The sequence below is a fragment of the Hahella sp. HN01 genome (assembly GCF_018986435.1).
Taxonomy (GTDB): domain Bacteria; phylum Pseudomonadota; class Gammaproteobacteria; order Pseudomonadales; family Oleiphilaceae; genus Hahella.
This window is the reverse complement of record NZ_JAHMIN010000021.1, coordinates 16,594-29,569: the sequence shown is the minus strand read 5'-3', so window position 1 is coordinate 29,569 and position 12,976 is coordinate 16,594. Positions and strand designations below refer to the sequence as shown.

The 12,976-nt window shown below is 53.4% G+C and carries 13 protein-coding genes; 6 read left to right on the top strand and 7 right to left on the bottom strand.

The window, feature by feature from the left end:
- The first annotated feature begins 115 nt into the window (after window positions 1-115).
- Window positions 116-1,588 (top strand): parallel beta-helix domain-containing protein, encoded by a 1,473-nt coding sequence (locus KP814_RS19680; protein WP_216738372.1) that lies wholly within the window; start codon window positions 116-118, stop codon window positions 1,586-1,588.
- A 40-nt stretch (window positions 1,589-1,628) separates the two neighbouring features.
- Window positions 1,629-2,828, top strand: coding sequence for an SO2930 family diheme c-type cytochrome (locus tag KP814_RS19675; protein ID WP_216738371.1), 1,200 nt, complete (start codon window positions 1,629-1,631; stop codon window positions 2,826-2,828).
- A 118-nt stretch (window positions 2,829-2,946) separates the two neighbouring features.
- Here KP814_RS19675 and KP814_RS19670 read toward each other — a convergent pair whose 3' ends face one another.
- Complete coding sequence (locus tag KP814_RS19670) at window positions 2,947-3,996, bottom strand: AraC family transcriptional regulator (RefSeq protein WP_216738370.1); 1,050 nt, start codon at window positions 3,994-3,996, stop codon at window positions 2,947-2,949.
- A 274-nt stretch (window positions 3,997-4,270) separates the two neighbouring features.
- On the bottom strand, window positions 4,271-4,582 hold the full coding sequence (locus KP814_RS19665) for a hypothetical protein (protein ID WP_216738369.1): 312 nt from the start codon (window positions 4,580-4,582) through the stop codon (window positions 4,271-4,273).
- Between the two features lie 225 nt (window positions 4,583-4,807).
- Between KP814_RS19665 and KP814_RS19660 the strand changes: the two genes are divergently transcribed.
- The gene (locus tag KP814_RS19660) at window positions 4,808-6,403 is read left to right on the top strand and encodes an ABC-F family ATPase (RefSeq protein WP_216738368.1); all 1,596 of its coding nucleotides are present in this window, start codon (window positions 4,808-4,810) and stop codon (window positions 6,401-6,403) included.
- A gap of 67 nt (window positions 6,404-6,470) precedes the next feature.
- Here KP814_RS19660 and KP814_RS19655 read toward each other — a convergent pair whose 3' ends face one another.
- A complete protein-coding gene (locus tag KP814_RS19655; RefSeq protein ID WP_253938494.1) occupies window positions 6,471-7,232 on the bottom strand; it encodes a trans-aconitate 2-methyltransferase in 762 nt (253 codons plus the stop codon).
- Window positions 7,233-7,374: 142 nt separating this feature from the next.
- Between KP814_RS19655 and KP814_RS19650 the strand changes: the two genes are divergently transcribed.
- From KP814_RS19650 to KP814_RS19640, 3 genes are all read left to right on the top strand, one after another.
- Window positions 7,375-7,689: a hypothetical protein gene (locus KP814_RS19650; RefSeq protein WP_216738366.1), complete on the top strand. Its 315-nt coding sequence runs from the start codon at window positions 7,375-7,377 to the stop codon at window positions 7,687-7,689.
- Window positions 7,690-7,895: 206 nt separating this feature from the next.
- Entirely contained in the window at window positions 7,896-9,359 is a 1,464-nt protein-coding gene (locus tag KP814_RS19645; RefSeq protein ID WP_216738365.1) for a hypothetical protein, read from the top strand.
- Window positions 9,360-9,729: 370 nt separating this feature from the next.
- Window positions 9,730-10,314 carry a hypothetical protein gene (locus tag KP814_RS19640; RefSeq protein ID WP_216738364.1) on the top strand — a complete coding sequence of 195 codons (585 nt, stop codon included), beginning with the start codon at window positions 9,730-9,732 and terminating at the stop codon, window positions 10,312-10,314.
- A gap of 163 nt (window positions 10,315-10,477) precedes the next feature.
- Here the strand turns inward: KP814_RS19640 and KP814_RS19635 are convergent, their stop codons facing one another.
- The 4 genes from KP814_RS19635 to KP814_RS19620 all read right to left on the bottom strand — a co-directional run bounded on the left by KP814_RS19635 (window position 10,478) and on the right by KP814_RS19620 (window position 12,829).
- On the bottom strand, window positions 10,478-10,978 hold the full coding sequence (locus KP814_RS19635) for a hypothetical protein (RefSeq protein WP_011397673.1): 501 nt from the start codon (window positions 10,976-10,978) through the stop codon (window positions 10,478-10,480).
- Window positions 10,979-11,054: 76 nt separating this feature from the next.
- Window positions 11,055-11,609 carry a sugar O-acetyltransferase gene (locus KP814_RS19630; protein ID WP_216738363.1) on the bottom strand — a complete coding sequence of 185 codons (555 nt, stop codon included), beginning with the start codon at window positions 11,607-11,609 and terminating at the stop codon, window positions 11,055-11,057.
- A gap of 107 nt (window positions 11,610-11,716) precedes the next feature.
- A complete protein-coding gene (locus tag KP814_RS19625; protein WP_216738362.1) occupies window positions 11,717-12,163 on the bottom strand; it encodes an SRPBCC family protein in 447 nt (148 codons plus the stop codon).
- Between the two features lie 99 nt (window positions 12,164-12,262).
- The gene (locus tag KP814_RS19620; RefSeq protein WP_216738361.1) at window positions 12,263-12,829 is read right to left on the bottom strand and encodes a hypothetical protein; all 567 of its coding nucleotides are present in this window, start codon (window positions 12,827-12,829) and stop codon (window positions 12,263-12,265) included.
- Between the last annotated feature and the right edge of the window lie 147 nt (window positions 12,830-12,976).

The window sequence follows — 12,976 nt, the reverse complement described above, 5'->3', positions numbered from 1 at the left end:
CACTTTGCACATTGTGACCCTCCCCGCTTTTACGGCATAACAGAAAACACCCAAAAAGCGGACAACCTGTCCTCTTATTTGGCCGCCCAATAATAAAAAGAACGCGAGGGACACTATGCAACCCAATTTCATCCCCGCCGGCCTTGCGCCGGCTCTTTGTCTTTCTATCGCAGCGTTGACCGGATGCAGTAGCGACACCACTGGCGGCGACAGCTCCAGCGGCGCCAACTTTCCCGACAACGCAAAATTCATCAGCGCCGACGGCGACATCACCATCGCAATCAAGACTGCGTTTATCACTGCGCAGTCCGGCGATTATCTGGTGTTGCCTGAAGGACGCCTGCAAATCACCGACACTCTGACCCTGGACGGCGATCCCGACGGCGATGGGACGTCACTGGAGAATATCACCATCGCCGGGTACGGCATGGATAAGACCATCCTGGACTTTTCCGGCTCTCTGGGCGGCGACGGCATATTCATTCAGAACATGAAGGACATCACTGTCCGCAACCTCGCCGTGGAGGAAGCCGCCAACAATGGCATCAAGCTGAAGGACTCCGACGGCATTCGTCTGCAATACACCCGCACAGAGTGGAAAGGCGAATTAAACTCGGACAACGGCGCCTACGGCCTGTACCCCGTGGAATGCTCCAACATCCTGATCGAAGACTCCTATGTGCGCGGTTCGGCGGACGCCGGCGTTTACGTCGGGCAGTCCCGTAATATCGTGGTGCGGCGCAATATCGCCAAGGAGAACGTCGCGGGCATTGAAATCGAAAACTCTCACAACGCGGATGTTTACAACAATGTGGCGGAAAGCAACACCGGCGGCATCCTCGTGTTCGACCTGCCCATCGGCAATCACAAATACGGCTCCACCGTAAGGGTGTTCAACAACATCATCCGCGATAACAATACCGATAACTTCGCCAACGCCAGCAGCAATCCCGCTGGCGTGCATATCGTGCCTCCCGGCACCGGCGTGATCGTGCTGTCCACCGCGGATGTGGAGGTTTATAACAACGCCATCAGCAATCACGACACCACCTCCGTCACCGTCTCTTCTTTCTTCATCGCCGCCACCCAGACGGAGATGGCGCAATATGTCATGGACGGCATCATGGCTGACGGCTGGCGCTCCGTTCCTCGTAACATCTCCATTCACGACAACAGCATCAGCGACTCAGGCGCCAGTCCGCGAGGCGATTTAATACAGGGTGTGCTCCCCGCATTTCAGGCCATTGGGGAGACCACCCTGCCCAGCGTGCTGTACGACGGCTTTGGAGAGTTACTGGCCCGCGCAGGCTATGGCGCGCCATTTTCTGAGGAACCATTCGCTTCGGATGGATCGGAGAACATTTGCGTCTTCAACAATGGCGACGCCACCAAGGGTTTCCTCTATAACCCGGACCCAACCACATTTACTGACGCAGATCCCGCCGACGGCGAACCTGACGCCACCACTGGCGTCGGCGCCAGTCTGTTGGTCTGCGATCTGGACCGGCTTCCCGCCGCCACCGCCACGGTCGCCGGCAAAGTGCACGGATGCGGTCAGGATGACGCCCATGCGGCTTGCAGCCTGTAAACACCAAGGCTAGACACATCAGTAAAGAGTTGAGGCGCTTATGCAAAACAATAAAAAAGCCGCTATTTGTGGCGGCGTGCTGTGGATAATGGCCGGAGTGATCGCCGGCTGCAGCAGCGGTGGCGACGGAACCGCTGACAGTGGCGGCTCCACCTCCAAAGAAGCAGGCGTGTGCGGCGAAAGCGGCGATGGGGTGAACTGGAGCGCGCTGGCTTCCACCAATTGCCGCTACCTGTCCAGCTATCGTCTGTTCAGCGGTGCGGACCCAACGCAGACCACCGGCGGGGCCGGCATAGTATATGATCTCGCCACCCCACTGTTCACGGATTATGCGAGCAAATACCGGGTGGTGTACGTTCCTGAAGGCAAACAGGCCCAATACAGCGAACAGGAAATCATCGACTTTCCCGAAGGAACCGTCATTACCAAAACCTTCGCGCTGCCGACGGACACGGCGAACCGCGGACTGGACAATGAGCGCTTACTGGAAACCCGCCTGTTGATCCGGCGCGCCAGCGGCTGGGTCGCGCTGCCCTATATTTGGGACGCTAACGAGGACGACGCGGAGCTGAGCGTGGCGGGAGGCAACTACGCCGCAACGGTGGTGCATAACGGGGCGCAGCAAAGCTTCACTTATCAGGTTCCCGACACTAATAAGTGCAAGCAGTGTCACCAGTTCAAGACGGAGTCCGGCTCCCGCTTTGTTCCCCTGGGACCCAAAGCGCGTCAGCTTAACTGGACTTACACTTACGCCGACGGCGCCGCCAACCAGCTTGCCTACTGGCGCCAGAAAGGCATTCTTTTCGGTCTGCCGGATGATCTGTCCAGCATAGACAGCGTGCCCAACTATAGCGACGCGGACGCTTCCAATCTGGCGGGCTATTCCGACGATCAGATCCATCGTCTGGCGAAAGGCTACCTGGACATTAACTGCGCGCATTGCCACCGTCCTGAAGGCAGCGCCTCGAACACCGGCCTCAGCCTGGAGTTCTGGCGCAGCTTCGCGGACTACCAAAGTCAGCACGGCATTTGCAAACAACCCGTGGCTTACGGCGGCGGCGCACTGAGTTACGACATAGAGCCGGGATCGCCGGACGCCTCCATCATCAACTTCAGAATGGCGTCCGACCAGCCTGGCGATAAGATGCCGGAAATCGGCCGGCAGCTTGTGCACCAGGAAGGACAAGCCCTGATACATGAATGGATTGCGCGGATGGCGACCAACGACTGCGTAGATTAAGCCCTTGCGCGCGTCGATAATTCAGGTTACAACCTGACAACAGGCTGCACATACGCGCCAAACGACAAAAAACTTTATAAAAACAGTCGCTAAACCAGCTTTTGCGACACCCTAGACGCTAAACCGAACGGACTGCCCCCGGGGGCAGTCCTAGCCATTTCTTGAACGCATGCCGAAAGTTGGCGACCTCCGTAAATCCCAGCCTGTCTGCGATATCATCCACCGCCAGCGCCTCCTCCTGTAATAACGCAATCGCCTGCTGACACCGAATTCGATTGAGCAGCCGCTGATAATTGATCCCCGCCGTCGCCAGCCGGCGCCGCAATGTGCGTGGACTCATATTCAGCCGCTTGGCGATTTCCGGCAGCTCAGGGAAGCCGCGGCTGGCGTATAGCATGTCGCTGATGCGCTGCACCAGACTGGTTTCATCCCAGGCGGTGAACTGCAGATAGGTCGGCTGTTCCCGCATCGGCGTCGCGTCGGCTAGATGCACCCGCACCGGCTCTTCCAGCAAGCGCACGTCAAACGCCCATTCGATGAAGGGCTGGGAAAAACGTAATTGATCGCCGAATACCAGACGATATATTTTTTGGTCCGTCGGAGGCTCTCGCGTAAAAGACACATAACGCAAGGGAAAGTCGAATCCCGCCACTTCTCTGGCGACGGTGAAAAAAGCGGCGATACAGATCTCCATCAGAAAATCGAGCGTTTCATGATCCAGACCGCTGACGTTGTAGTGCCGCACCACCACCTGATCGCCCTGTAAGGTGAGCGATTTATCCATCACAACGCCAAGCTGATCATAGTTGCGCTCCACCAACACCAGGGCTTCACCCAGTGTCCGGCAGGTCGCCACCTGTACTCCGATTTCTCCCAGACTGGCCAGCGTGTAGGATTGCCCGATAGCGCACCCCAGGCCGGGAGTAGCGTAGCGCTCTCGCACCAGATCCAGCGTTTGCAGCAATCTATGAGTGGGCATGGAAGGCTCTTCCCACAAGCGCTCCCAATCCAGCCCCACCCGCTTCAAAACAGACTCCACAAACTCGACGTCGCCCCATTCCCCCAGGCACGCCAGAATATTGCGTAACTCATAACTGGGATAAGGCTGATCGCCGATCACCGACTGCGTGAAAAACCCCTGCTCCAACTCCTTAGATATTGCGTTCACAGTACTCCCTGCCCCCTTCCATTGTTGTTATCGATAGCTTCAAAAAACCTATCGCGGCGGCTGAATACTGGATGTCCGCAATACTGCAGGTTATGACCGGCCAGACGCAGGCCGACAAAAACAGTTAACTTAACGTTATTCAGAAGAGATCATGCACCCTTGCCGTGAACCCAGGCAAAAGCTTTTTAGCTGAGGGTGGGAGAATTGCGACCTGGGTCAAATCATGCAGACTTGCATGTCCCCATGGAGTTTACATGGGGTCTATGCTTGATGCTCAATCATCGAGAAATAATTTTTCTATAAGTTCATCTCTTACTTTCTCATCAATCACACGCCACCAATACGGGATCTCATCCGTCTTCGGCTCGCCTTTAAACTCATATATTTTTGCTAAACCTAATAACTCGATTGGATTACTGGCGATGAACTTGTAACCATTTTTTTCCGCGCACCAAAGACACATTGAAAGATCTGCTTCTGCAAGCGGGAGGTCCTCATCGTCATAGTGAAGCCATAGCCTGTAACCTTGCTTTTTAAGAATATTTAGACATGTATTGTGTACGTTCGAATGACTACCTAGCGCCATTTTCAACTCTCGTAGTGCTGGTTGGATATAAAAAGCAGGACTTCAAGCGGACAGCAATTGATTGTACGCCCGTCAATTTCCAGCAGCTTGTAAATTACCGACATTTCACGCCCAAACCCAGCAGTGGTCAGCGGATTTCCCTTAATATCACACCGCCACACTTGGCCCTAAGCGGCGATTGCTCTATCATGCGCGACCGTTTCTGTTTATTTCCTGGACAATGCTGTGATTAGTACCGCGAACATTACCATGCAATTCGGCTCCCGGCCGCTGTTTGAAAACGTCTCCGTCAAGTTCTCTCCCGGCGGCCGCTACGGCCTGATCGGCGCTAATGGTTGCGGGAAGTCGACGTTTATGAAAATCCTCGGCGGCGATTTGAGCCCCACCGCCGGCGTCGTGTCCATTGAGCCCAACGCCCGCGTAGGTAAGCTGCGTCAGGATCAGTTCGCCTATGAAAGCTACTCTGTCATCGACACCGTCATCATGGGCTATCCCGAGCTGTGGGAAGTAAAGCGTGAGCGGGACCGCATCTATAGCCTGCCGGAAATGAGCGACGAGGACGGCATGAAAGTCGCCGACCTGGAAGGCGCCTTTGCAGAGATGGACGGCTACACCGCCGAATCCCGCGCAGGTGAATTGTTGATTGGCGTCGGCATTCCCGTCGAACAGCATTATGGTCTGATGAGCGCTGTCGCTCCCGGCTGGAAGTTACGGGTTCTGCTGGCGCAGGCGCTGTTTTCCGATCCAGATGTTCTGCTGCTCGATGAGCCAACCAACAACCTGGACATCAACACCATCCGCTGGCTGGAAGATGTGTTGAACGCCAGAAACAGCACCATGATCATTATTTCCCACGACCGTCACTTCCTGAACAGCGTCTGCACGCACATGGCGGATGTGGATTACGGCGAGATTCGCCTCTACCCTGGCAACTATGACCAATACATGGCCGCCTCGACTCTGGCCCGATCACAGCTACTGGCTGAGAATGAGAAGAAGCAGGCGCAGTTGGACGATCTGGCGCAGTTCGTCGCCCGCTTCTCCGCCAACGCGTCCAAAGCCAAGCAGGCGACATCCCGCGCTCGTCAGATGGAGAAAATCCAGCTGGCGGAAGTCAAAGCCTCCAGCCGGGTTAACCCCTACATCCGCTTCAACCAGGAAAAGAAATTGTTCCGTCTGGCGCTGGAAGTGGAAGGCCTCAGCAAAGGCTATGAAGACCTCAGCCTGTTTAAAAAGCTGGATATGATGGTTGAAGTTGGCGAAAAAGTGGCGGTTCTGGGCGCTAACGGCGCGGGTAAAACCACACTGATGCGCTGCCTGATGAATGAAGTCGAACCGGACGCTGGCGTCGTAAAGTGGTCGGAAGGCGCGTCGATTGGTTACTACGCCCAGGATCACGCGGCTGATTTCGCTGAAAACATGAGCTTATTCGAGTGGATGAGCCAATGGCGCCAGCCTAAAGATGACGATCAGGTGATTCGCGGCATCCTGGGACAGTTGTTGTTTTCCGGCGATGAGATCAAAAAGTCCGTCACCAAAATTTCCGGGGGTGAACAGGGCCGCATGCTATTCGGAAAGATCATGCTGCAACGTCCCAACATTATTGTTATGGACGAACCCACCAACCACTTGGACATGGAATCCATCGAATCCCTCAACTTCTCTCTGGAGAAGTTCGAAGGCACCGTCGTTTTCGTCAGCCACGACCGCGAATTCGTCTCCTCACTCGCCACGCGAATCATCGACATCACACCTAACGGCGTGATCAATTTCGCAGGCACTTATGATGAATACCTGCGCTCTCAGGGCATGGACGTTTAAGTAAAAAAGAAAGGGGCCGAAATTTGTTTCGGCTCCTTTTAATTTACCCCACCTAAGCCTTACTCGATTACCCCATCCCAACAAGAAACAACTGACTCTCATAGCTCAACTCGATATTTCCATCTTGCATATACTGGTTCAGCAACGCATCCAGCCTTTGTAGAAAGCGTGTTTCGTCCGCCGCCAGTGCGCGTTGCGCCTGTGTCGATGAGCGGCTCATGCCGACGAAGGCTGAGGCGGGGAAGGACATTGTCCAATGATGTGAATGGAACGTCACCGCCTCCCGCGGACGGGTATACGCGTCGGCGATTTCGCCCTGGAAATCGAAGCTCCGGTAGTGGCGGCTGTAGCCTGGGCTGCATGTCTCCAGCAGACTTTCGTAGCCGTCCAGGAATCGGCTGTTTTGATAGTGGCGATTGTTTTGAATGACGGCGAATACGCCATCGGAAGACAGCGCCTGTCGAGTCGCCGCAAGCATTTGGGGACGGTCCATCCACTGAAAGGATTGCGCCGCCAGAATCAGATCAAGCTCTGGTAGCGTCGGGATGACCTCCTCCGCCTTTCCTAAGCGCCAATCGACATTAGGAAACTTGCGCCGCCCTTGCGCAATCATGTCAGCGGAAATATCCACCGCATAATAACAATGCTGATTACCCAGTATCGGCATCAGCCCTTCCAATGCGATGCCCGTTCCCGCCCCGACATCAGCGATGTTCAAGGAGTCACGCTCAGGCAAGGCGTCCCTGATAATCGCCATTAACGCCTGAGGATAACGGGGACGATACAGATCATAGTCTTCTGCAAGACCATCGAATTTTTCCTTGGTCATCATGGCATTCCTTTATGAGTGAAAAAGCGAAGCGATTATAATCTCTTTTTCAATGATCGCGACCTCACGCGATAGAATGCGCCCCATCCCAGGCATGCATTGCATACAGTCACTCTTAAGCGAATTGGAGCCCCTTTTGTCCATGTCCAAAGCAAACGTTTATCTATCCATCCTGGCCAGGTTACGAGTAGTCATCGCGGTTGGGTTTACCTGCCTCGCGTTGGTCACCGCCGCCCACAGCATAAACGCGTTATTTTTTGACGAGAGCGTCGGCGCCGCCAAAAGCATAGGGAGCAATTTACTGCTGACAGAAGGGTTGCTGATCCTGTCCGCTTTATTCGCCTCCAACGCCAGATCAGTCGTAGCAAGGCCTGTTTTTTACGCGCTGACTTTACCGGCCCTGCTGGTTGGCGTTCCGTTACTACTTACACTGATTGTGTCAGCGGCCGGCGCTTGACTTATTAACCAGACAGACAAACAGCTTCCTTCTATTTTTCTGAAACTACAGCTCTTGCGCACATAGTGACCACAGGTCATTTATTTGACATTCTTCTTGTTATTCAAGCTACTAGACGGTAGATTGATGCGCCTTCCCATCGCGGTTGGCGCCCACAGAACCATACATTTCCTGTATCGCCGCCGCTTAATACAAGGAGTACTTCTGTGACAAAAGGCATCGTTACTTTCGCCTCCCTACTCTCTCTGCTTTCGCTCACCGCGTGCGGCGGAGGCTCTGGAAGCTCAGGCGGAGCTTCGGGTCAGACAAATACACCAAACCCCGCTGAAGTGGTCGACCCCGGTCCGGCGACAGGTCAGTTTCCTGACAGCGCCATGTGGTCCGGCCGTGCGAACTACCGCACTATTTCTTCTGATTTCAAAAATCAGATAACGAAGGTCGCGCACGGACCTGACGGCTCCGTCTGCTACACCTATGCCCAAAACACCGCTGACAATACATGGAAAAGTAAGCTGGAGTGCCTGGCCCCGCAAGGAGACTTACTGTTCAGCAAAGAGCAAGATGGGCTGACCGCCTTCAAAGACATCGCTTTTACCCCTCTTGGGAGCTTGATAGCGGTGGGACTGCAACCTGTCGGTCCTGAGCTGCCAGCCAATCCCGAACGCAGCTATGTAGTGCTCAGCAAGTTCTCCATGCAGGGCGACATCTTGGCGCAGACCCGACTGGTCGACGCGCCGGATGCAGCGGATCTGATTGAGTACGACGTTAATGAAGACGGTACGATCACCTCGTTTCCCATCACGGATTTGTACTACGCAAACAACCCCACACTTCCCAATAACGCATTACTTTCCCTCAAAGTGGAGGCTAACTCCGTTTATCTTCTGGCCTATACATACGGGATCAAGGTTTACGCCATGAACCTGAACTTATCCCAATCCTGGGATCATCAGATTATGCCCACCCATTTCGCGATGTGGAGAAGAGTCAGACCGCTGCACGCCAGAATAGCGGTCTCGGAAGGAGATGATCGCATCGCCGTCGCCTTTGAGACCAAAGACGCCTTCATACCCGTCTATGACCAGCACTTTGGCCGTATGCTGCAACAAAGCAACCACAATGAAGGCGATAATGATGAAGACATCGCCGTCACCTTATTGACCACTCAAGGCCAATATCTGGACACGCTGCTGCTGGATAAACAGTTTGACGAGTCCCTGGGCGGAGTTGTCGTGCAAAATGGCGAAATTTGGGTTGGCGGCGACGCCGCCGTGCAAAAACCGGGCGGCGGCGTTGAGAGAGACTTCTTTTTGGCGGAGTTCTCACCAGATGGAAGTCTGCGTAATTACAACTTGATCGACCATAAGCAGAACGAGGTAGCTATCGACTTCCAGGCGCTGGACATCGGTAAGTTCCTGTTTGCAGGCGCGACAGGCGCCGCTGACGGCGTCACCGCCGGCCTGTTGCTGCAGGTTACAAATGAGGCGAAAAAGCTGAGATTCACCGAATTCCGCGCCGACCAGTCCGCCCATATCCCCGCGGCTTCTCCCATTGGTAATAATCAGATTTTGTTCGGAATGGTTTATGAGCAGGCCAACACGAATTTGATCTGCGGCGCCGACGGCGCCCAGTGCAATGGCAAATCCGTTATTGGCGTAGCAGGACAATAACGACTCCTTTTCGGCGCTCGCACAGAGCGCCGCGTCTTCTTTGGCGCACTTACGCCAATCAATATTTAAACATCCATATACAATACGTTAAAACCGATATATTTACATGATTACCACATATCATTTTTCATAATTGATTCACATCAATTCGCCTTTTATATCGCCCCATATTTTTAATTTTTCGTCATTTATTTTCGGCGACTCGTAGAAAATACGATAGGCGGAGTTACTTTCCCTTCCTACAATGCGCGCCGTTGCAGTCAATGGGTTTTATATATTCTAAGTCCTGTTCTGATCAGACTATATTCTGCTCATTTATTGCCAAAATATTTCAATATATGGAAATTAAAATTACAGGTTAGAGGTAACAATGAGATTAATTAAACTGGCTCTGCTTTCATGTCTTTGTATTTTCACTCTGCCCGCTTTTGCGGAAGGTAAAACCGATGCGTTGATCTGCACCATGGATATCAACGTCTGGGGCAACGCCAGTATCTGTCAGTGCCCTGAAGACGAGGTGTACAGCGAAGTCACTGGCACCTGTCTGACTCAGACTGCTTACAACGACCTTGGCAGACAAGGCCGTTATCCTCAGGTCTGCACCCGTGACCTGGGCGCCTGGGGCGCTCCCAGCCACTGTTCTTGCGAGGAAGGCAGCGTTTACTCTGAAGAAAGCGGCGCTTGCGTGACTGACGTAACGCCAAACATCGTTACGTTGAGCGGCAAGCTGGTGGTCACCAAGCCCGCCAAAGATATTCGTTTCGCCGATATCAGCCTGCGTACGCCAGAGGGCGGCAACTACCTGCTGAACTTCAGCATCAACCAACAGGACGCGATGAAGCTGGACGGTTTGTGGGTGGAAATCGTGGGTGAGAAAGTGTATCTGCGCGAAGGCTCCATGAACTCTCAAGCAGGCACTTTAATCACAGTACAAGACGTTTACTGGTTGGATTAATGATTAGATCCAGACTGGATCTATAAAATGAAAAAAGCAGAGTCGATAATATTCGTCTCTGCTTTTTCGGTATTCAAGCCTAAGCGCCGATTTATCTCAACAATGTCTTAATTGTGGCAAGTAGAAATATATATTTAAAAAACTCACCACCAATAAGAGTCCGTTATATCTCTTCCATAAAGTCTTCAATCACTTCCGGACTTAATTCCATAATCGCTTCCGCCATAGCCGCCTCACCATGTACCACAGCCATGACAGCGGCCAATACTCTCACGCCGACTTCATCCTTCGGTTTCGCCTTGGCGGCGAGACCCGGCAACATGGCGATGGCGTTGTGATAGCCCTCCTCCAGTTCCGCCGACAAATCAGGTCCATGGCCATGAAGCCGGGTGATTTCTATTGATACGGGCAACAGAAAGAAGTCTATCGGCGCCTCCTGGGGATTCCGGCTCAGGATATCCACGATATGAGGAACCGCCGCATAGGACGCAGTATAAACGTCCCCCTGGTGACACAGCGCATTCCAAAGCGAGAAATAGGGTTCCGACTCAAAGGTATCCGACGGCGGCATTTTCGCCAGCTCCCGCAGCATGTCCGGGATATCCCCCGCTTCACCGAATGCATGCGATAACTGCGCCCATCGTTCCCGATTCAATTCCAGCATAATATTCCCCCTCCGGCGCCAGCGCCTGTGCGCGCATGTTGTTCTTACTGTATTGGGACGAGGTAGCGCCTCGAACCTACGGTATTTCTCTTATCACTCTAGCCGGATTTCCCGCGATCACCACATTATTCCCGAAGCTTTTAGTCACCACCGCGCCGGAGGCGATGACCACGTTATCGCCCAAAGTGACGCCCGGGTTAATCGTAGCGTGTCCGCCAATCCAGCAGTTGTGGCCGATGGTGACGGGCAAGGCGTATTCTTTGCCGCTGTTGCGCTCCACGGGATCGATAGGATGGGTGGCGGTGTAGATGCCGACCTGTGGCGCAATCAGACAGTTATCGCCAATGCGCACCTCCGCCACATCCAGAATCACGCAACCGAAATTGGCGTAAAAGTTTTCGCCCACATGGATATGACGGCCATAGTCACAGTTGAAAGAAGACTCGATGAAAATGTTCTCCCCGGTGCTCCCAAACAGCTCTTTGACCAGACGCCTGCGCGCATCCGGCTCTACTGCGCTGGCGGCATTCAACTGTTCCGTCAACAAGCGCGCGCTCAGGCGCATTTCCACCAGTTCAGGATCAGTCGGGTCATAGAGCTGACCCGCCAGCATTTTCATCTTTTCCGACATAGCGTTTCCTTGAATGAGTTTGCAGACGCGACCTAGCCTGCGCGAATTGGAAATCACTATATCGGACAATTTCGTTGGAAAGGAGCCCCCGGCGACGGGAATCAGGATCAGTCCGGTATCTCGGGCTCCACCAGCCTCGCCAGATGCTCCAGAGACTCCTGCCAGCCCAGGTAGCAGGCCTCTACGGGTATCATGTCAGGAATGCCTTCCTGGACAATGTGCAACTCGCAACCGCAGGCGACCTGTCTCAAAGTAACCGTAGTCTGCATCTCGCCTGGCAAATTAGCGTCATCAAAAGACGCGGTGTAGCGAATACGCTCCCCAGGAACCAACTCATGGTAAACGCCGCCAAAAGAGTGGCTATGCCCAGTGGAAAAATTGGTGAAGGACATCCTGTAGCCACCGCCTACCTTGGCGTCCATAGCGTGCACCTTACCCACAAATCCATTCGGCGGCAGCCACCTGGCCATCGCATCCGGATCAAGAAAAGCGCGATAGATTTTTTCCGGCGTCGAACGTAATACGCGGTGGAGGCGGACGATGTTTCCAGACATGCGATATCTCCTTGAAGCTATTTCATTTATCATCACACGGAGACGGTCATATCACCCCATTTGCCTCTTACCAGAGCCGATGTAATAAACCGGGTGTTTCTAGTCAGGGCGCAATAGTTTCGCCAACTTCTTGGCGATTGGCTCACGCGCCGCCTTCGTCTTAAATACTGTCGGTATATGCATCAAAAAGTGACTCCATTTGTATGCATCGACCTTTCTTTCATGGCTGCTTATAAAGTGGTACAGATCGCCCGCAGATTCTTGATTAAAGGCCCATAAGACATTACCCCGATGCTCAATTGAGAAGTATGCATCGCCCGGCCAACTCAGGTTATGCAGCCGATTCAGATGGCAGTTTCCACAGAATATTGAGCCCATATCCGTTCCATGATCGCGAACAAGAAATTTTGAATGAGACCAGTCATCGGGTTCATACCCATTTGGTAGAGTGGTAATGGCATTCACCGAGCCGCCATGCATACCTGCGTAATAGATCGCCGCATGCCATTTGTGGCCACAGCTATCCGTGAACTGGCGGTATTCGAAAGCATTATTTTGTTGGAAGAAGGCGACCTCTTCCCTTTTTCTGATCCGAACCACCTCAGCAAACTCAAATTGAGCTTTATCGCCACATTCGGGACAACGGATATCCACGACATGAGGCATGGGGTTCCACTCGTACAGTCCAGTCACTCTCGCCTACTCATACTTCGTTCGATATATCTGACAAGCACAGAAAATAACAGGTTAGCACTTACCTGGAAAACTGTACGGAGTGTGGATGGACATTAAGCAGGGATCGCCAAGTACTCA

Bases quoted from the DNA above. Each gene is read 5' to 3' on its own strand.
- KP814_RS19680 (WP_216738372.1), top strand. From the start codon at position 116: ATGCAACCCAATTTCATCCCCGCCGGCCTTGCGCCGGCTCTTTGTCTT.
- KP814_RS19675 (WP_216738371.1), top strand. From the start codon at position 1,629: ATGCAAAACAATAAAAAAGCCGCTATTTGTGGCGGCGTGCTGTGGATA.
- KP814_RS19665 (WP_216738369.1), bottom strand. From the start codon at position 4,582: ATGGCGCTAGGTAGTCATTCGAACGTACACAATACATGTCTAAATATT.
- KP814_RS19655 (WP_253938494.1), bottom strand. From the start codon at position 7,232: ATGACCAAGGAAAAATTCGATGGTCTTGCAGAAGACTATGATCTGTAT.
- KP814_RS19650 (WP_216738366.1), top strand. From the start codon at position 7,375: ATGTCCAAAGCAAACGTTTATCTATCCATCCTGGCCAGGTTACGAGTA.
- KP814_RS19640 (WP_216738364.1), top strand. From the start codon at position 9,730: ATGAGATTAATTAAACTGGCTCTGCTTTCATGTCTTTGTATTTTCACT.
- KP814_RS19635 (WP_011397673.1), bottom strand. From the start codon at position 10,978: ATGCTGGAATTGAATCGGGAACGATGGGCGCAGTTATCGCATGCATTC.
- KP814_RS19630 (WP_216738363.1), bottom strand. From the start codon at position 11,609: ATGTCGGAAAAGATGAAAATGCTGGCGGGTCAGCTCTATGACCCGACT.
- KP814_RS19625 (WP_216738362.1), bottom strand. From the start codon at position 12,163: ATGTCTGGAAACATCGTCCGCCTCCACCGCGTATTACGTTCGACGCCG.
- KP814_RS19620 (WP_216738361.1), bottom strand. From the start codon at position 12,829: ATGCCTCATGTCGTGGATATCCGTTGTCCCGAATGTGGCGATAAAGCT.